The organism is Chloracidobacterium sp. (assembly GCA_016711345.1).
Classification (GTDB): domain Bacteria; phylum Acidobacteriota; class Blastocatellia; order Pyrinomonadales; family Pyrinomonadaceae; genus OLB17.
This window is the reverse complement of sequence record JADJTD010000001.1, coordinates 3,198,730-3,217,230: the sequence shown is the minus strand read 5'-3', so window position 1 is coordinate 3,217,230 and position 18,501 is coordinate 3,198,730. Positions and strand designations below refer to the sequence as shown.

Sequence of the window (18,501 nt, the reverse complement as noted above, 5' to 3'; positions counted from 1 at the left end):
TTTTGAGTTTTTTGAGTAAATCTCATACTCATGAACTCAAAGAACTCTATTAACTCTACAAACTATTTCCCTGTCTTGCCTGGTTTCAATCTGTAAAACTTATCCGCGTAACGAACGCCCTTACCTTTATATGCATCAGGCTTTCGCAGGCGGTTCAATTCCGCCGCGACCTGACCGAGCAATTGTTTGTCAATACCACTTAAGGTTATCGTCGTCTGATACTGATTGATTGATGTTTTAGTATTGACACGCTCGGCCTTGGCATCAATTCCCGCAGGCAGAGCATATTCGATCGGATGGGAATATCCAAGAGAGAACATGATCTTCTTGCCCTGAACATCTGCTTTGTAACCGACTCCGACGATATCCATATCCTTTGAAAATCCTTCGGTTACGCCAACTACAGCATTATTTGCTAACGCCCTTGCCAGACCATGAAATGCCGCTTGGTCATTACCAGCGCGTTCCGCGGTCAGCACTCCATCCTCTTGCTTGAACGAAACGCCTGCCGGGATCGGTGTGCTAAGTGTGCCCTTAGGCCCTTTCACTTCCATCGCCGAATCATTGATCGTCACGGTCACACCAGACGGTATCGTTATCGGTTTTTTTCCTACTCTTGACATATTCTTTATATTTTCAATTTACGAATGCCGATTTGCGAGCTTTCTTTCCAACGCAAATCTAAAATCGCAAATTAGTAAATCTCCGCCAGAATCTCGCCGCCGACATGTTCTGCCCGCGCACGCTTTCCGCTCATCAACCCTTTGGACGTCGAAACGATATTCACGCCGTAACCGCCGAGCACTCTTGGAATCTCGCCGGAACCAACGTAAACACGTCGCCCTGGTCGCGAGACTCTCGCCAAATGTGTGATCGACGGCGTTCCCTTCGCATCATAGCGAAGAAAAACGCGGATCATATACTTAACGCCTTCGCCCTTGATTGAAAAGCTGTTGATGTAGCCCTCTTCCTTGAGGATTCGAGCCACTTCCATTTTCAGTTTTGAGCCCGGAATATCAACGCGTGGATGATTCGCTGCAATTGCATTGCGAATTCGCGTGAGCATATCGGCTATTGGATCTGTCATTACTTAAAAACTCCGTTCAAAAATATGGAACGCTTACGTTCTATATGTCTTTTTTCTACCAACTAGATTTAACAACGCCCGGAATCTGTCCTTCCAGAGCCAAATCACGCAGTGCAATACGGGAAACTCCGAATTTTCGCAAAAAACCGCGCGAACGCCCTGATTGCGAACAACGGTTGCGAACCCTTGACGGGCTGGCATCGCGAGGCATCTTTTGCAGTCTTATCACCGCAGCATCGACCTCTTCCGGCGTCGATTTTGGATTATTTACGATCGCCTTCCACTCAGCACGTCGCACTTTGTAAAGCACGACCATATCTTTGCGTCTGTTGTTTTTTACTACTTTGCTTATCTTTGCCATAAATCTTGAGTCCAAAGTCTCAAGTCCAGTGCCCAAAGTCTTCCGTCCAAAAAACCTGGACGCTGAACTCTGGACCTTAGACTATTGTCTAAAGGGCATACCGAGCGCTTTCAGGAGCGATCGTGCCTGATCGTCAGTCGGAGCCGTTGTAACTATCGAAATATTCATTCCGCGAGTTTTATCGACCTTATTAAAATCGATCTCAGGAAAGATCAACTGCTCACGAATTCCGACCGTGTAATTTCCGCGTCCGTCAAAAGCTTTGCCCGAAATACCGCGAAAATCACGAACACGCGGCAGAGCGACTGAGATCAAACGATCGAGAAATTCATACATCCTGTCGCCGCGGAGCGTGACCATCGTTCCGATAGCCATTCCCTGACGAAGCTTAAAGGCCGCGATCGATTTCTTTGCTTTCGTAACCACAGGCTTCTGGCCCGTGATCGATCTCAATTCTTCCGTCGCAACATCGAGGATCTTTGCGTTAGCACTGGCTTCGCCCAACCCCATATTCACGACGACCTTCTCGATCTTCGGGATCGCCATCGGATTTTTGATATCAAACTCCTTAGCCAATGCCGGAGCGATCTCATTCTTGTATTTTTCTTTTAACCTGGCCATCATTCTCGTCTTCCTTTTCTGGGTTCCGGTCTCACCTGATCTTAAATCTTAAATCTTAAGTTTCAGATATTCCGTTTCCAGAGATCAACTATTTCTGTTCTTCAGCCGCCGGCACTGCTTCTTCCTCGCCGTCTATCTTCTTTTTCGCTTCGCGTCTGTATGAACCACTTTCCGCTATCACCTTGCCGCTTTTGGCAATGCGTACCTTTTTATCGTCTCGAACTTCATATTTGACCCTGGTCGGTTTGCCCGTTTCAGGATCCACCAGAGCAACATTTGAAATGCTGACCCAAGCTTCCTGCTCTATAATGCCGCCTTCGCGATTCATCTGAGGCATTGGTTTACGGTGACGCTTTACGATCATCGCGCCTTCAACCTTGACCTTGCCCACGCGTGCATCGACGGCAAGCACTTTGCCGCGAAACGGCTGACGCTTACCGGCGCTGTCATAACGGTTATATTCTTTACCCGCAATAAACACGACTTGGTCACCACGTTTAATTCTGCTTCTAACTGTTCCTGTCTTAACCGCTTTCATTTCTTATATAACCTCCGGAGCGAGGCTGACGATCTTCATAAAATTCTTTTCGCGAAGTTCGCGGGCGACCGGCCCAAAAACACGCGTTCCCACAGGTGTACCATCTTCCTTTACAAGCACCGCAGCGTTTTCGTCAAAACGAATATACGTGCCGTCCTTACGGCGAACTTCCTTTCGTGTTCTGACGATAACGGCATTGTAAACCTTGCCCTTTTTCGCAGTTCCGTCGGGGGATGCCTCTTTGACTGTAACCTTAATGGTGTCGCCAAGCCGTGCGATCTTTCCGGTCGAACCGCCCACCGGCATGATCATCTCGACCCGTTTCGCTCCCGAATTGTCTGCGACCGCTAACGAGGTCTGCATCTGAATCATAACTTTTTCACTCCGTTCGAAGTTCTCCGAGTTTTTTGAGTTTGGTGAGTTGCGAGTGTTAAAAACTCCGCAAACTCTGTCAACTCGGCCAACTCGTAACTTTAAAGCTCTGCTTTTTGAATGATCTCAACCACACGCCAACGCTTTCTTGCTGACAATGGACGTGTTTCAACAATTTTTACCTTATCGCCAACCTTGGCCCCTATTTCGTCGTGCGCCATAAACTTCTTGCGCTTTTTGACGTATTTACGGTAGACAGGATGCTTGACGAGTCGATCCACTCGAACCGTAACCGTCTTCATCATCTTGTCCGAAGAAACGATGCCGACCTTTTCCGCACGTTTGTGAACTTTTACCCCATCTGTCGCTGCCGGAGCTGATTCTTTCTTCTTGTCAGCCTTTTCGGTTTTGGCTGCTGCTTTTTTCTTCGGCTTTTCTTCGACAATAGCTTCCGGAGCGAACTCTTCCGCAGCAGCTTCGACGGGTTCTGCGGTCTCTGCCGCAGCTTCGACAGCGGCTACTTCAACTGCTCCTTCTGCCGTTTCAGTAGGCGTCTCTTCGACTTCGTCTGATTTCTTTCTCACCATTTTCTTTCTCTATTGGCTTATGCCTTTATGCTCGTTGCTTCCGCACCTTTCTTGCTAAGCAGCGTATAAACCCTCGCGAGTGTCTTCTTTTCCCGTCTGATATCCTTAACCACTTCGCCAACGCCTAGCGTCTTGCGAAACTTGAGCCTGAACAGCGATTCCTTCAGAGCATCGGCTTGATCAGTCAATTCCTCGACGGTCATTTCGTTAAGCTGTTCGAGTTGTTCTTTCCGTTTCATTTTAAACTATGCCTCCCTCGAGGTCTGCACGCGTAACAAACTTCGTCTTGATCGGCAGTTTCTGAGCCGCAAGATTCATAGCTTCACGCGCCAACGACTCTTCAACACCTTGAATCTCATAAAGGACACGTCCAGGCTTAACTGGAGCGACCCAATGGTCCGGAGCTCCTTTACCGCTGCCCATACGGGTTTCGGCAGGTTTTCTGGTGATCGGCTTATCAGGAAAAATGCGGATCCAGATCTTGCCGCCACGTTTTACATGGCGAGTCATCGCGATACGAGCCGCTTCGATCTGGCGGTCAGTGATCCACGCAGCCTCTAATGTTTTGAGGCCAAAATCACCAAAACTGAGTTTTTCGCCGCGTGTCGCTTTTCCGCGCATACGGCCTTTCATAACTCTTCGGCGCTTAACCTTTTTCGGCATTAACATAACTTAATTTCCTCTTCTAACTGCCTATCGCGTTCGATTACCTGTCTCCGCGATCCCTTCTTGGCCCGCGGTCATTACGTCTCGCGTTTCGATCCACCTTAACTTCATTCATCGGATCGGTCGTCGTTCCGCGTGCCATCGAAGCATTAGGGTCAAGAATCTCACCGCGATAGATCCAAACTTTTACACCGATTATTCCAAATGTTGTCAATGCTTCGGCAAACCCAAAATCTATATCTGCCCTTAGCGTGTGCAACGGCAGACGCCCCTGAAGCGACCATTCGGTTCTTGCGATCTCAGCTCCGTTGAGGCGTCCTGCGATCATAACTTTGATGCCCTGTGCCCCGAAACGCTGCGATTCTTCCATCGTCTTTTTCATCGCACGGCGAAACATAATACGTTTCTCCAATTGCTGTGCGATCTTCTCCGCCTGAAGCTGAGCATTCAATTCAGGATGGCGAATCTCTTGTATCGAGATCAGGACTTCGCGACCTGTGGTTCGCGAAAGATCTTCACGAAGCTTCTCGATCTCGGCACCTTTACGTCCGATGATGATGCCTGGACGCGAAGTGTAAATAATGATCTTTAGTCTGGCTGCCGCACGCTCGATATCGATGTGCGAAACTCCGCCGCCGCCGAATTTCTTTTTGAGATCCCGTTTGAGCTGCAGATCTTCAGCCAAAAACTTGGCAAAATCTTGCTTTGCAAACCAGTGCGAGTGCCAATCTTTGTTGTATCCGACCCTAAAGCCGTATGGATGAACTTTCTGTCCCATAATAAATATTTACTTTTTCTCGGCGTCCTCGCTAGTCTCGTCTGCGACGTCTTCAGCCAACTGCTCAGCAGCTTCTGCTGCAGGAGACTCAACATTGACTTCCTCAGCCGAAGCAATTTCCACTGCTTCCATTTCCGGAGACTCAACAGCCTCTTCTACCGCCGGTTCTTCGATCGGTTGCTCATCAGCAACCGCGGCTTTCTTCTCTTTCTTTTCCTTTTTGACCGGAGTCGCCTCTTTTTTCTTAGCTTTCTCAGCCTTTCTAGCAGCTATACGCTCTGCCCGAAGAGCTTCGAGTCTGATCTGTTCCTCGGTCTTCTCTTTTTCTTCGCTTGTCACCTGAATCGTGATGTGACAATAATGACGCTGCTCGCGATATGCGCGTCCCTGCGGGGCGGGACGCATTCTTTTTCGGCCTTTGGTCGGGCCCATATCGACAAAACATGTCTTGATCCAGAGATCGTCGGGATCAATAGCGATGTTGTCCTGCTCAGCCTTGTAGGTCGCATTAGCGATCGCCGAATTCAGACACTGTGCGATCGGATCTGCCGCACGCTTGTCAGTAAATTTCAGGATCGACAACGCACGCGATACGTTTATGCCGCGGATCATATCGATCACGAGCCTAGCCTTACGCGGGCTGCCTTTAAGATATTTTGTTTTTGCTATCGCTTCCATATTCTTAGTGAATAGTGAACTGTGGAAAGTGAAAAGATTCTAATTGTTCACTTCCAGTTTTTCACTACTTGCGTTTCGCCATTTTCTCCGCTTTCGTTCCCGGATGCCCCTTAAACATTCTCGTCGGCGAGAATTCACCTAACTTGTGGCCAACCATATTCTCGGTAACGAATACCGGAATATGCCGCTTGCCATTGTGCACGCCAAAGGTCAAACCGACCATATCGGGCGTGATCGTCGATCGACGCGACCAAGTCTTGATCGCTTGCGGCTTCATTGCACCATCGGCGATCTTGCGAAGCATTTTCTGAACGCTAAGATCAATAAAGGGTCCTTTTTTTAATGAACGTGGCATATTCTATTTTGGATTTTGGATTGCCGATTTTGGATTTTTCTTCAATCAAAAATCCAAAATCTAAAATCCAAAATGTGTTACTTCCTTCTTCTATCCTTCACGATCATATTCGTCGTGCGTTTGTTTCGTCGCGTCTTATATCCGCGTGTCGGCTGCCCCCAAGGCGTTACAGGATTACGTCCACCTGATGTCTTACCTTCACCACCACCATGCGGGTGATCGACCGGGTTCATCGCAACTCCGCGAACTTTCGGGCGTTTACCCATCCAGCGTGAGCGGCCTGCCTTACCAAGCGAGACGTTCTCATGCTCAGTGTTCCCAACTTGTCCAACTGTTGCCATACAAACAACAGGCACCTTTCGAACTTCCCCCGAAGGCATTCTTAGCTGTGCATAATCGCCTTCTTTAGCGACGATCTGAGCAAAACCACCGGCCGAGCGGACCATCTGCCCACCTTTCCCTGGACGCATTTCAATGTTGTGAACCTGCGTACCCAACGGAATGTTCTTGATCGGCAATGCATTTCCCGGCAAAATATCGGCTTCCTCGCCGCTCAGGATCATCGTTCCAACCGTCAATCCGAGCGGGGCGATGATGTATCGCTTTTCGCCGTCAAGATAGTTTATCAGGGCGATGTGGGCCGAGCGGTTCGGATCGTATTCGAGTTGGGCCACTTTTCCCGGAATTCCTGATTTATCGCGTTTAAAATCGATAATACGATAATGCCGTTTATGGCCTCCGCCGCGTCGGCGGATCGTAATGCGCCCGTCGCTGTTGCGGCCTGAAATTCTCTTCTTTGGCTCGAGCAACGATTTCTCGGGTGTTGCCCCTTTCGTCAACTCATCCCGCGTTAGATACGTTTGATAACGTCTCGCCGGTGATGTTGGTTTTAATCTCTTGATTCCCATAATTCCTAAATTTGAAATTTCAGATATGAAATCTCAGATGGCCATTTTATATCGCTTCGGCGTAATCAACCATCGGCTCGCCTTTTCTTAAGGTCACATAAGCCTTCTTAAAGCCTGCTCGCCGTCCTTCAATACGTCCGCGCCGTTTCATCTTGCCTTCGTAAAGAACAGTTCGCACCTGTGCGACCTTTACATTAAAGATCTCTTCTACAGCACCCTTGATATCGATCTTGGTCGCTTTTTTATCAACACGAAACGTCAATACCTGGCCCTTGGTGCGGTTACTGTTCTCGTCAGACGAGTCTTCTTTCAGAATGACGCTTTTTTCGGTAACGACTGGCGATTTCAATATTTCCCAAACATTTGGTTTACTCATTATTCTTCAGTAGCCTCCTCAGCAGCATCCGTGACCGGAGTTTCTACTTCCGCCGTTTTTTCAGCTTTCGGCTTGGCCTCTTTTTTCGCCTTCGGCTTGATCTCGGCTACTTCCACCTCAGCCATTGCTCCTGTTTCCCGTTTAGGGTCAAGCAGCGCGTTGAGTTCTTCGACAGCAGCTTTCGAGATCAAGAGTTTTTCATGATAGATAATGTCGTATATGTTAAGCCCAAAACTATTTGTAACCTTGGTCTTCTGGACGTTTCGCGACGACAGGATCAAATTTGCGTTATCTAACGAATCCACTATGAGCGTCTTAGTTGGCTTTTTAGTATTGTCCGAAAGGCCGAGCGTTTTGATCGCCACCAAAAACTCACTCGTCTTAGGATTCTTAAACTCAAACCCATCAATAATGATCAGGTTACCTTCGCGCAATCTTTCCGAAAGAGCCGAACGCAAAGCGCCGCGGCGCATTTTCTTCGGCATCTGGTACGACCAGTCGCGGGGCTGAGGCCCGTGAACATTGCCGCCGCCCTTCCACAGAGGCGAGCGGAGCGATGCGATACGCGCGCGGCCCGTTCCCTTCTGCTTCCATAGCTTGCGGCCCGAACCGGAAACGTTTCCGCGAGTTTTCGTCGCCGAAGTTCCCTGCCGGCCATTAGCCTGAAAATTCATCACCGCTGAATGGATCAACGACTCGTTAAGCTCAACGCCAAAAACGGCATCTGACAGAACGACATCACCAACCTCTTTATTATTCAAATTGCGAACCTTTACGGTAGGCATAATTTTCTCACTCCGTTCGAGTCTAGCGTTTAGTCAGAAATCGTAAGCTGGATGTTTCCTGCTCAAGACTTAAGACTTAATAACTTAAGACTTTTTCACTATTACAAGACCGCCATTAGGCCCGGGCACTGCGCCGCGAACCATTAAAAGATTATTATCTATGTCCACTTTCGCGATCGTCAGATTCTGCACGGTCACGCGGGCATCGCCCATATGTCCCGACGAACGCGTACCTTTAATAACACGCGAAGGATACGCCGACTGGCCGATCGAACCCGGCGCACGGACGTTCATCGAACCATGCGACTCAGGGCCGCGTTGAAAATTGTGTCGCTTGATGGTACCGGCAAAACCTCGCCCTTTCGACTTACCAATGACATCGATCTTGTCGCCATCCGCAAAAAGGTCAACCTTGACCTGATCGCCAATAGTCGCATCGACCTCATCCACCTGACGAATTTCCCTCAAAACACGCGTCGGAGGCGTTCCCGCCCCAGTTTTTTCAAAGTGTCCGCGAAGCGGCTTTGTAACGTTCTTAAGGCGAATCGGCTTGTCTTCGACAAGTCCAAGCTGCACGGCATTGTAGCCATCGCGACCCGCCGCACTCTTTGTCTGGACAACAACACAAGGTCCCGCTTTGATGACCGTAACCGGAGTTACAGTGCCATCCTCAGCAAAGAGCTGCGTCATTCCCATTTTTCTACCAATGATTCCGCTAATCATAACTTTTAAGTTCTGCGAGTTTCCCGAGTTAGGCGAGTCGGCTGAGCTTCAAACTCATAACTCGGTTAACTCTGCCAAACTCAGTCAACTAATTCTTCCCAAACGCCTTGATCTCTACATCAACACCGGCAGGCAGATCCAATTTCATCAACGCATCTACCGTTTCCGCAGTCGGATCAAGAATGTCCATCAAACGCTTGTGCGTTCTGATCTCGAACTGCTCACGCGACTTCTTGTCAACGTGCGGCGATCTCAAAACCGTCCATTTATTCTTAATGGTCGGTAGGGGTATCGGCCCCGCGATCCTCGCCCCCGTTCTCTTCGCCGTATCCACGATCTCGGCGGTGGACTGATCCAGAACGCGGTGATCGTAAGCCTTTAACTTGATGCGGATCTTTTCGTTTAACATATTTCTATTCCACCACTTCCGAAACTGTTCCGGCACCAACCGTGCGGCCGCCTTCGCGGATAGCAAAGCGGAGGCCTTTTTCCATGGCGATCGGAGCGATGAGCTCGATCTCCATCTGTATGTTGTCGCCCGGCATCACCATCTCGACTCCTGCCGGAAGGTGTGCAACGCCCGTTACGTCCGTTGTTCTAAAGTAGAACTGCGGGCGGTAGCCTGTAAAGAACGGTGTGTCGTCCGCCTTCTTCTTTGGTCAAAACGTATGCCTCGGCCTTGAACTTAGTGTGCGGCGTGATCGAACCCGGCTTAACGATCACCTGTCCGCGTTCGATCTCTTTTCGCTCAACACCACGAAGCAGCAGTCCGACGTTGTCGCCTGCCATCCCGCTGTCGAGCAGCTTCTTGAACATTTCGACGCCTGTGCAGACCGAGTTTCTCGTCTCTTTGATACCGACGATCTCGACAGGGTCGTTGACGTTGATCGTGCCTCGTTCAATTCTTCCGGTCGCAACCGTACCGCGTCCTTGAATGGTGAAGATATCTTCCACCGGCATCAGGAACGGCTTGTCCGTCTCGCGTGCAGGCGTCGGAATGAAATCATCTACCGCCTGCATCAGCTCGTCGATCTTCGGCTCCCAAGCGGCATCGCCTTCGAGGGCTTTCAGAGCAGAACCCTGAATGACAGGAATGTCGTCGCCCGGATACTCGTACGAGCTAAGCAGCTCGCGGATCTCCATCTCGACGAGCTCGAGCAGTTCCGCGTCGTCGACCATGTCCGCTTTGTTCATAAAGACGACCATCGTCGGGATACCAACCTGACGGCCGAGAAGGATGTGCTCGCGTGTCTGCGGCATCGGGCCGTCCGTCGCTGCGACAACGAGAATAGCTCCGTCCATCTGGGCGGCTCCCGTGATCATGTTCTTCACATAATCGGCGTGACCCGGGCAATCAACGTGAGCATAGTGCCGGTTTGCCGTCTCATACTCAACGTGCGAAGTCGCAATCGTAATACCACGAGCCTTTTCTTCAGGTGCGTTGTCGATCGAGTCAAACGACCTAAACGTCATCTTAGCGTTATGCTTTGACATCACCTTTGTTATTGCTGCCGTCAATGTCGTCTTACCATGATCCACGTGCCCAATTGTCCCAATGTTCACGTGCGGCTTGCTGCGATCGAATTTTTCCTTGCTCATTGTCTTTCTCCTAAAAAGTGATAGTTATTTAGCTACCTGAACTCGTTCCCGTTCCCTTGATCTTCGCGATAACTTCCTCTGCGACATTTCGCGGAGCTTCGTTATAACGCTCAAAATGCATACTCGAAGTCGCCCGGCCCTGAGTCGAACTTCGCAGATCGGTTGTGTATCCAAACATTTCCGACAGCGGCACAAATGCCGTCACGACCGAAACATTGCCCGGACGCGGTTCCATTTTGTCGATCTGACCGCGGCGGCGGTTAAGATCGCCATTGACCGCTCCCATATACTCTTCAGGCGTAACAACCTCGATGCGCATGATGGGCTCGAGCAAAACCGGCTTGGCTTTTTTCACCGCATCCTGAAATGCGAATGAACCCGCCAACTTAAATGAAATTTCGTCGGAATCGACTTCGTGGTATGAACCAAATAGCAGGCGAACCTTGATATCCACAAGCTCGTAACCAGCCAAATAACCACGGCCCATTGCATCGCGGATGCCTTCCATGGTCGGCTTGATAAACTGTCTTGGAATCGATCCACCGGTGATCTTGTCCTCAAAGACAAAACCTTCGCCTGGAGCCGGCTCGATCTCGAGCTCGACGTGCCCAAATTTACCGCGGCCGCCTGACTGTTTCTTATATATCTCTTTACCCGGTGCGGATGCAGTGATTGTTTCACGGTATGCAACCTGCGGTTTACCGACATTTGCCTCGACGCCAAACTCACGCTTCATGCGATCGACAATGATCTCAAGATGAAGCTCGCCCATTCCGGCGATGATCGTCTGACCGGTTTCGTGGTCGGTATTAACTCTAAAACTCGGGTCTTCCTGTGCAAGGCGATTGAGCGCGATGCCCATTTTATCCTGATCGGCACGCGTTTTCGGCTCGACCGCGACACGCACGACAGGTTCAGGGAAATCCATCGACTCAAGAATGATCGGCTTCGTTTCGTCCGAGATAGTGTCGCCGGTCGTGGTATTTTTCATACCGCCAATGGCAACGATCTCGCCTGCCGATGCCGTTTCGACATCTTCACGCTTGTTGGCGTGCATGAGCATCAAACGCCCGACTCTTTCTTTTGAATCTTTGATCGTGTTCGTAACATACGAACCGGAGGTAACCGTTCCCGAATATATGCGCACAAACGCCAACTGGCCTAAATGCTTGTCCGCCATCAACTTGAAAACCAAACCTGAGAACGGAGCCTTTGCATCGGGCGGACGAGTTTCGATCTCGCCATTTTTCGGATTTGTGCCCTCGATAGCAGGAATATCTAGCGGACTTGGAAGAAAGTCGACAACCGCATCAAGCAGCGTCTGAACACCTTTATTCTTAAATGCCGAACCGGTGAAAACCGGCACGATCTTCATCGCGAGAGTTCCCTTGCGAAGAGCGACGCGAAGCTCGTTTTCTGAAATCTCCTCGCCTTCAAGGAATTTCATCATCAAATCGTCATCGATAGCTGAAACAGATTCGACCAGCTTTTCACGCTGTGCCTTTGAAACCTCAACAAGGTCTGCCGGAATATCGACGATGTCATAATTTGCGCCTTTCGCCTCGTTGCTCCAGACAAAAGCCTTCATCGTGATCAGATCGACAACACCGGTGAAATGCTCCTCTATACCGATCGGAACCTGCATAGCAACAGCGTTTGCACCAAGTCTGACCAAAATCGATTCAAATGAACGATCGAACGAAGCTCCTGCACGATCCAGCTTATTAATAAAGCAGATACGCGGCACGCCGTACTTGTCTGCCTGACGCCAAACCGTCTCCGATTGCGGCTCAACACCGGCGACGCCGTCAAACACACAAACAGCACCGTCCAAAACACGAAGAGACCGCTCAACTTCCATCGTGAAGTCAACGTGTCCCGGTGTATCGATAATATTGATGCGGTGTTCGATGTTGTTGCGTGTCCAGAAACAGGTCGTCGCGGCCGAGGTAATTGTAATACCGCGTTCCTGCTCCTGCTCCATCCAGTCCATCGTCGCGGTTCCTTCATGAACCTCACCGATCTTGTGTGAAACACCTGTATAGAACAAGATGCGCTCCGTCGCCGTGGTCTTACCCGCGTCGATATGGGCCATGATGCCGATGTTTCTAAATTTGTCTAAACTAATGTTCGCCATTACTAAAAATCTTAAAATCTATAATGTGCAAAAGCCTTGTTGGCCTCTGCCATGCGGTGGACGTCGTCCTTTTTCTTCATTGCTCCGCCACGTCCGTTTGCTGAATCGAGAAGCTCGCCTACCAAGCGGTCTTCCATTGTCTTTTCACTGCGGCCGCGAGCATTTGTTACGATCCAGCGGATCGCAAGCGTATTGCGGCGATCACGGCTGACTTCGAGCGGCACCTGATAGGTCGCACCACCGATTCGGCGTGATTTGACCTCAAGCGTCGGTGCGACGCTGTCGAGAGCAGCCCTAAAAACTTTCAACGGCTCATCTTGAGCTTTCTCGCCCAACTTCGTCATAGCACCGTAAAAGATCTGCTCGGCGATGGACTTCTTGCCCGCCCACATCAAGCCGTTGATAAACTTCGTCACGGCGATGCTGTTGTAGATCGGATCCGGTAATACTTCGCGCTTTCCTGCAACTCTACGTCTTGGCATAACTTACTATTTCGCTCCCTTCGGACGTTTCGCTCCGTATTTCGAACGCGACTGGTTGCGGTTCGCGACGCCCGAAGCGTCCAGCGTTCCGCGAATAACGTGATAACGAACACCTGGGAGATCCTTCACACGACCGCCGCGGATCATCACGATCGAGTGTTCCTGCAGGTTATGCCCGATACCGGGAATATATGTAGTAACTTCGATCTGATTGGTAAGGCGGACGCGGGCGACCTTACGAAGAGCCGAATTAGGCTTCTTTGGGGTCGAAGTGTAGACACGTGTGCAAACACCGCGTTTCTGCGGGTTGGCCTGCAAAGCCGGACTCGCCGTTTTATACTTAACGGCTTGGCGTCCTTTTCGAACTAATTGGTTGATCGTCGGCATTCTTTCTTTCTGAACCTCTTATTTAAAAGACAAAAGTAAACCCTTACCTGACTCTTGCCGAATAAATCCGGCAGTTAGCTCAAGCAGCTCTCGCTGAATGAATTACTAAATTCGATTATCTAACTCACGAGAAGTGAAACTTTGCTGTAGCGTGGCATAAAAGAAATGTTCAAATTCGCCGACGGCCTGTGATGACCGCGTTTTACGCAACAATCCATGATTCAAAATCTCAAATATCTACTTTGCGACTCCTTATAGAACCGCTCAGCAAAACAGACCGTAAAAGTCCGAAACTTCAGATTATCGGTATTTGGGCATTCGATGTCAAGCCGCTCAAGGCACCTTCTTGTACAAAATTGCACAAATTCGGAAATATTTGTAAACTTTCCCTTTTCGTAAAGGGGAAAGCCCTTGCTCTATATATAATTAATAAGTAATACAGTAATACTACAATGACCAATCTCGAAACATATTTATCAAAGTTCACCGAAGCAGACTGGCTCGCCGCAATTGACGAGCTTCTGCCGTGTATTCACGAAGTCGATCAAGAAGCAGTACAGATCTGGTTCCGCTTCTATCCGCTTGACCTGGTTCGCTACATCGACGCTGCCGAAGATCGCGACGCAATTCTCAACGGCCTTGCCCTCAAAGGCGATCTCGAACTAAAGAACCAGATCGATACTTCGCATCATTTCCTATACGGCCACAGGTTTTGGCCAAAGGTTAAACGCAAAGTCGAAAAGGAAGCCGATGCTTTCAAAGATGAAGGCCAGCCGTTGATCGAGATCATAAAAAGCATTTCGTGCAGCACCGCCAGCAAACTCAACATCGAGCGCAATCTCGTCAACGCCATCGCCGCCGTCGGCCTCGCAACGCTGAATCAAGTCGGCATCGAAGCCTTCAAAGCCGCGTCCGGAGAACTCGATCCCAAAGCAAAAACGGCAAAATCGCCCGAAGCAGCTATCGCCGCGCGCGAAAAAGACGATTCACAAGGCATGCTCGGGTTTCTTAAGACCGTTGACAAAAAATTCTCGGTCAAGTTTTCCGGCATAAATTCGTCCGGCAAGTTTCCCGTCATCGCTGCCGAAGAGATCGCTTCTGCATCGCAAAAAGATCGTTCGCACGCATGGCAAGAGCAAGACGAACGCTGCTGGGAAGGTCCTGTGCCGATCGAATGCACGGCTGCGTCGTGCGGCACTTGCTGGGTCGGCGTGATCGGCGGTCGCGAAAAACTCTCCGACGTAACACCACGCGAACGCCGAGCGATGAGCGTCTTCGGCTACAACCAACCCGACAACGCCAAGCCGTTTCTACGCCTCGCATGTAAGTCCGAAGCCAGCGGCAACGTGACTATAGTCATCCCGCCCTGGAATGCAGTCTTCGGCAAAAAAGTCCGAGGCGACGTCGAGGAACTAGAACTTGAACCGGCAACCACATCAGCCCAAAAACTCCGCGACACAATAGCCTCAGCCGCTAATGGTGAGTAAGAAGATTTTTTTGCCACTAATTACACGAATATCACGAATTGATTTAATCTCTTTATTTGTGCCATTCGTGTAATTCGTGGCTAAATCTCTGTGCAAAACGAAAAGACAAACTTTCCCCCGATAGCATTTGTCCTGATAGCGGTTCTAATGTGGAGTACCGGCGGGCTTTTTATTAAGCTCACTTCCCTCGACGCATTTGCCGTGAACTTAGGCCGCTCGCTGTTTGCGGCGATCACGGTTGCGCTCTTTACTTATAAGAAAGGGCTGAAGCTCGACAGGTTTACGATGCTGACTTCGTTTCTTTACGCCGGCACACTGACCTGTTTCGTTTACGCTAACAAAAACACGACAGCCGCCAACGCCATCTTTCTTCAATACACCGCACCGATTTACATCCTGATACTCGCACCCTTTGTGCTAAAGGAGAAATTCCGTGTCAAAGACCTGCTCACCGTCTTTTTCTGCCTCATCGGTATGAGCCTTTTCTTCGTCGGCCAATTCGACACCGCAGCGCTCACCGGCAACCTCGTAGCCCTGCTATCGGGTTTATTCTTCGGCTTGTATTTCATCTTTCTGCGGCATCAGCGCTCGCTTGGGAATCGAAATCCCGCACTTTCCGTCTTCTACGGCAACGTCCTGATCGTAGTCCTAATGATTCCCCTCGTCGCGCCCAACTTACCCACACAGATCGGAACAATAGACGTTATTGCAATTCTTTTCCTCGGCGTCTTCCAGATCGGCATCGCCTATCTCCTCTTCACCAAAGGCATCGCCTCCGGCGTGCGCTCCCTCGACGCAAGCATCATCGGCTTCATCGAACCTCTCCTAAATCCAGTCTGGGTCTTCCTATTCCTGGCCGAAAAGCCAACCAACTGGGCCATTCTCGGCGGCACAATAATAATAGCGACAGTAGCTATACATACACTTGCCCAATACCGCCTGAGATTGGTTGTAGCTGACAAGAATTAAAGGTTTCGGTTATTATTCTGCTGGAGGATTTCTACAGATGAAAAGATTAGCGATCGTTATTTCACTGCTTTTAATTCCGATGGCCGCTGCGGCGCAGCATGATCATGGTAAGCCAACGAAAACGCCCGAGACAACGCTCGAAAAAGGCTTAGGCAACGTCGATCATCGGGTGACGACTTCGCAGCCCGAAGCGCAAAAATTCTTCAACCAGGGCCTTGCGTACATTTTCGCCTTCAATCACGAACAGGCTGTAAGATCCTTCAAACGTGCCTCTGAGATCGACGCCAACCTTGCCATGGCATATTGGGGACAGGCGCTCGCTCTTGGATCAAATTACAATCTTCAAGCAGATTCCGCGGCGCTAAAGGACGCCTACGCGAACCTGCGAAAGGCGGTCGAACTCGCGCCTAAAGCCTCGCAAAAAGAACAGGACTACATCAACGCTCTCGCAAAACGTTACGCCACCGATCCGGACAAAGTAGATCGCCAACAACTTGCCCGCGATTACAAAACCGCGATGGGCGAACTTGTAAAAAAATATCCAAACGATCTGGACGCCGCGACGCTCTATGCCGAAAGCATGATGAATCTGCGTCCATGGCAGCTTTGGACGCAGGACGGAAAGCCGGCTGAGGATACGCTTGAGATCGTCGCGGTCTTGGAGAGCGTGCTAAAACGCCAGCCGAATCATTCGGGCGCCAATCACTATTACATCCACGCCGTCGAAGCCTCGACAAATCCCGAACGCGCCCTGCCAAGCGCAAAACGCCTCGGACTCATCGCTCCGAACGCGGGACACTTGGTGCATATGCCTTCGCACATTTACATCCGGACCGGAGATTACACCGCAGCTGCAAAATCCAACGCGGATGCAGTCGTTGTCGATCGCAATTACGTCGCAAAAAACGGCCCGCAAGGCGTTTACCCGATGATGTACTACAACCACAACATGCATTTTCTCGCCTCGGCAAACGCGATGAACGGCAATTACAAACTGGCGATGAAATGGTCGCGCGATCTCGAGACAAATGTTAAACCCGCGCTCGAAGCAATGCCGATGCTCGAAATGTTTTCAGTTTATCCGTTTGTCGCGATGGTGAGATTTGCCAAGTGGGACGACATCCTAGCCGAGCCGCAGCCGAAAAAAGAACACGTTGTTACGACCGCGATGTGGCATTTTGCACGCGGAACCGCTTTTAGCCGCAAAGGTAAAGCCGAAGACGCCGCAAAAGAACTCGCCGATCTTCAGACGATCACCAATGTCCTTCCTGCCGACGGCCCGTTTGGCAACAACACCGCCGCAAATGTCCTGAAAGTTGCAAACGAACTTCTCACCGCCGCCGTTGCCCAAGCTCGCGGCGATAAAGAAAAAACGCTCGCCCACCTTCGGCAGGCTGTCGCCGCCGAAGACGCTCTAAACTACAACGAACCACCCGACTGGGACCTGCCCACACGCGAATGGCTCGGCCAGTTTCTGCTTGCCGACCGAAAGTTCGCCGAAGCCGAATCCACCTACCGCGCCGAACTAATCAAACACCCCAAAAACGGAAGAGCCCTCTTCGGCCTAACAGAAGCCCTAAAACACCAAAACAAACCCACCCGCGCCGTCCAAAAAGACTTCCAAAAAGCCTGGGCCAATGCCGATACGAAATTGCAAGTAAATTAGTGGGGGCTAAGGCGGCTGTCTATTTTCATACTCGCCGAGCGGAAAAGCTATGCTTTTCCGTCAAGCCCTTTTAATTCTTCGCGGCTACGCCGCCGCCCACTAAAAACTTGATCAAATGACACGAAAAAAATGATACAATTTCGCGTGTTATGAATAACCTTCTAGAAATCACGCCCGAAACGGTTACTCTCATCGAGTCTTACGCAAAACATGCAGGCTTGACGGTAGAAGAATATCTCCGCAGCCTGTTGCCATCAACCGAAGACGATCTTGGACTTGCCGCTGATTCCTCAGACACCGACTTCGATCGCGATATGGAAGCATTCGCCGAAACCGCGGACGCGATTACGCCGTACTCCGGCACTTATTCCCGCGACGACATTTACGCCGATCACAACTAATGGCATATCTGATCGACACCAACTGTTTCCTCCGTCTCGCGGAACCAAACAGCCCGAACAGAACCGACGTCCTTTCCGCACTCAAAAAATTACATTCGTCGGGAGAAACTCTCTGCTACACGCCACAAGTGCTCGCGGAATTTTGGAATGTTTGCACTCGTCCAAACACTGTCCGAGGCGGACTCGGCTTGTCCGTTGAATCCACCGAACGGAAAGTAAAACTAATTGAAAAACACTTTCGCTTACTGCCCGACAACCTAAAAACCTTCACAGAATGGCGGCGTCTCGTCTCTGACCTAAAGATCAAAGGCGTCCAAGTCCACGACGCCCGCATTGCGGCATCGATGATCGCCCATAAAATTTCGCACTTACTCACATTCAACGAATCCGACTTTCGCCGTTACTCTCAAATCACCATCATCAATCCTGTTAACGTTTAACTGGAATATAGTTACTGATTAGGCGGTTGACACACGCCCAAATGGGTGTATTATTTAACGACATTCAATATTTCCGACCATGCTCCAGCGAGGGCGAA

Annotated in this window: 25 protein-coding genes and 1 pseudogene; 5 read left to right on the top strand and 21 right to left on the bottom strand. The window is 50.2% G+C overall.

Annotated features, from left to right (window positions below; genetic code table 11):
• Nucleotides 1-62 precede the first annotated feature (62 nt).
• From rplF to IPL32_13260, 21 genes and pseudogenes are all read right to left on the bottom strand, one after another.
• On the bottom strand, nt 63-623 hold the full coding sequence (rplF, locus tag IPL32_13360; GenBank protein MBK8466811.1) for a 50S ribosomal protein L6: 561 nt from the start codon (nt 621-623) through the stop codon (nt 63-65).
• Nucleotides 624-694: 71 nt separating this feature from the next.
• The gene (gene rpsH, locus IPL32_13355) at nt 695-1,087 is read right to left on the bottom strand and encodes a 30S ribosomal protein S8 (GenBank protein ID MBK8466810.1); all 393 of its coding nucleotides are present in this window, start codon (nt 1,085-1,087) and stop codon (nt 695-697) included.
• A 55-nt stretch (nt 1,088-1,142) separates the two neighbouring features.
• On the bottom strand, nt 1,143-1,448 hold the full coding sequence (gene rpsN / locus IPL32_13350) for a 30S ribosomal protein S14 (protein MBK8466809.1): 306 nt from the start codon (nt 1,446-1,448) through the stop codon (nt 1,143-1,145).
• Between the two features lie 81 nt (nt 1,449-1,529).
• Nucleotides 1,530-2,069 carry a 50S ribosomal protein L5 gene (rplE, locus tag IPL32_13345; protein MBK8466808.1) on the bottom strand — a complete coding sequence of 180 codons (540 nt, stop codon included), beginning with the start codon at nt 2,067-2,069 and terminating at the stop codon, nt 1,530-1,532.
• An 88-nt stretch (nt 2,070-2,157) separates the two neighbouring features.
• A complete protein-coding gene (gene rplX, locus IPL32_13340) occupies nt 2,158-2,607 on the bottom strand; it encodes a 50S ribosomal protein L24 (GenBank protein ID MBK8466807.1) in 450 nt (149 codons plus the stop codon).
• A 3-nt stretch (nt 2,608-2,610) separates the two neighbouring features.
• Nucleotides 2,611-2,979 carry a 50S ribosomal protein L14 gene (gene rplN, locus IPL32_13335; GenBank protein MBK8466806.1) on the bottom strand — a complete coding sequence of 123 codons (369 nt, stop codon included), beginning with the start codon at nt 2,977-2,979 and terminating at the stop codon, nt 2,611-2,613.
• Nucleotides 2,980-3,080: 101 nt separating this feature from the next.
• Nucleotides 3,081-3,566 carry a 30S ribosomal protein S17 gene (gene rpsQ, locus IPL32_13330; protein ID MBK8466805.1) on the bottom strand — a complete coding sequence of 162 codons (486 nt, stop codon included), beginning with the start codon at nt 3,564-3,566 and terminating at the stop codon, nt 3,081-3,083.
• A 17-nt stretch (nt 3,567-3,583) separates the two neighbouring features.
• Nucleotides 3,584-3,805 (bottom strand): 50S ribosomal protein L29, encoded by a 222-nt coding sequence (gene rpmC / locus IPL32_13325; protein ID MBK8466804.1) that lies wholly within the window; start codon nt 3,803-3,805, stop codon nt 3,584-3,586.
• A gap of 1 nt (nt 3,806) precedes the next feature.
• Complete coding sequence (gene rplP, locus IPL32_13320; protein MBK8466803.1) at nt 3,807-4,235, bottom strand: 50S ribosomal protein L16; 429 nt, start codon at nt 4,233-4,235, stop codon at nt 3,807-3,809.
• 37 nt (nt 4,236-4,272) lie between these two features.
• Nucleotides 4,273-5,010, bottom strand: coding sequence for a 30S ribosomal protein S3 (gene rpsC / locus IPL32_13315; protein MBK8466802.1), 738 nt, complete (start codon nt 5,008-5,010; stop codon nt 4,273-4,275).
• Nucleotides 5,011-5,019: 9 nt separating this feature from the next.
• Nucleotides 5,020-5,688: a 50S ribosomal protein L22 gene (gene rplV, locus IPL32_13310; GenBank protein MBK8466801.1), complete on the bottom strand. Its 669-nt coding sequence runs from the start codon at nt 5,686-5,688 to the stop codon at nt 5,020-5,022.
• Nucleotides 5,689-5,752: 64 nt separating this feature from the next.
• Nucleotides 5,753-6,043 (bottom strand): 30S ribosomal protein S19, encoded by a 291-nt coding sequence (gene rpsS, locus IPL32_13305; protein ID MBK8466800.1) that lies wholly within the window; start codon nt 6,041-6,043, stop codon nt 5,753-5,755.
• A gap of 77 nt (nt 6,044-6,120) precedes the next feature.
• Nucleotides 6,121-6,951 (bottom strand): 50S ribosomal protein L2, encoded by an 831-nt coding sequence (gene rplB, locus IPL32_13300; protein MBK8466799.1) that lies wholly within the window; start codon nt 6,949-6,951, stop codon nt 6,121-6,123.
• Between the two features lie 46 nt (nt 6,952-6,997).
• Nucleotides 6,998-7,327, bottom strand: a complete 330-nt coding sequence (gene rplW, locus IPL32_13295; GenBank protein ID MBK8466798.1) for a 50S ribosomal protein L23 — start codon at nt 7,325-7,327, stop codon at nt 6,998-7,000.
• Complete coding sequence (rplD, locus tag IPL32_13290) at nt 7,327-8,112, bottom strand: 50S ribosomal protein L4 (GenBank protein MBK8466797.1); 786 nt, start codon at nt 8,110-8,112, stop codon at nt 7,327-7,329. The genes rplW and rplD overlap by 1 nt, the downstream gene beginning before the upstream one ends.
• 84 nt (nt 8,113-8,196) lie before the next feature.
• Nucleotides 8,197-8,835 (bottom strand): 50S ribosomal protein L3, encoded by a 639-nt coding sequence (gene rplC / locus IPL32_13285; protein MBK8466796.1) that lies wholly within the window; start codon nt 8,833-8,835, stop codon nt 8,197-8,199.
• Between the two features lie 88 nt (nt 8,836-8,923).
• Nucleotides 8,924-9,244 (bottom strand): 30S ribosomal protein S10, encoded by a 321-nt coding sequence (gene rpsJ, locus IPL32_13280; GenBank protein MBK8466795.1) that lies wholly within the window; start codon nt 9,242-9,244, stop codon nt 8,924-8,926.
• 4 nt (nt 9,245-9,248) lie between these two features.
• Nucleotides 9,249-10,434 (bottom strand): annotated as a pseudogene (tuf, locus tag IPL32_13275) (elongation factor Tu).
• A gap of 28 nt (nt 10,435-10,462) precedes the next feature.
• Nucleotides 10,463-12,571 (bottom strand): elongation factor G, encoded by a 2,109-nt coding sequence (fusA, locus tag IPL32_13270; protein MBK8466794.1) that lies wholly within the window; start codon nt 12,569-12,571, stop codon nt 10,463-10,465.
• An 11-nt stretch (nt 12,572-12,582) separates the two neighbouring features.
• Nucleotides 12,583-13,053: a 30S ribosomal protein S7 gene (gene rpsG, locus IPL32_13265; protein MBK8466793.1), complete on the bottom strand. Its 471-nt coding sequence runs from the start codon at nt 13,051-13,053 to the stop codon at nt 12,583-12,585.
• A 6-nt stretch (nt 13,054-13,059) separates the two neighbouring features.
• On the bottom strand, nt 13,060-13,440 hold the full coding sequence (locus IPL32_13260; protein ID MBK8466792.1) for a 30S ribosomal protein S12: 381 nt from the start codon (nt 13,438-13,440) through the stop codon (nt 13,060-13,062).
• Nucleotides 13,441-13,892: 452 nt separating this feature from the next.
• Here IPL32_13260 and IPL32_13255 point away from each other — a divergent pair, with 452 nt between their 5' ends.
• The 5 genes from IPL32_13255 to IPL32_13235 all read left to right on the top strand — a co-directional run bounded on the left by IPL32_13255 (nt 13,893) and on the right by IPL32_13235 (nt 18,403).
• A complete protein-coding gene (locus IPL32_13255) occupies nt 13,893-14,927 on the top strand; it encodes a hypothetical protein (GenBank protein MBK8466791.1) in 1,035 nt (344 codons plus the stop codon).
• Nucleotides 14,928-15,017: 90 nt separating this feature from the next.
• A complete protein-coding gene (locus IPL32_13250) occupies nt 15,018-15,896 on the top strand; it encodes a DMT family transporter (GenBank protein MBK8466790.1) in 879 nt (292 codons plus the stop codon).
• 37 nt (nt 15,897-15,933) lie between these two features.
• Nucleotides 15,934-17,562, top strand: a complete 1,629-nt coding sequence (locus IPL32_13245) for a hypothetical protein (protein MBK8466789.1) — start codon at nt 15,934-15,936, stop codon at nt 17,560-17,562.
• A gap of 149 nt (nt 17,563-17,711) precedes the next feature.
• Nucleotides 17,712-17,963 (top strand): hypothetical protein, encoded by a 252-nt coding sequence (locus IPL32_13240; protein ID MBK8466788.1) that lies wholly within the window; start codon nt 17,712-17,714, stop codon nt 17,961-17,963.
• Nucleotides 17,963-18,403, top strand: a complete 441-nt coding sequence (locus IPL32_13235; GenBank protein ID MBK8466787.1) for a type II toxin-antitoxin system VapC family toxin — start codon at nt 17,963-17,965, stop codon at nt 18,401-18,403. Before IPL32_13240 ends, IPL32_13235 begins: the two co-directional genes overlap by 1 nt.
• Nucleotides 18,404-18,501 lie beyond the last annotated feature (98 nt).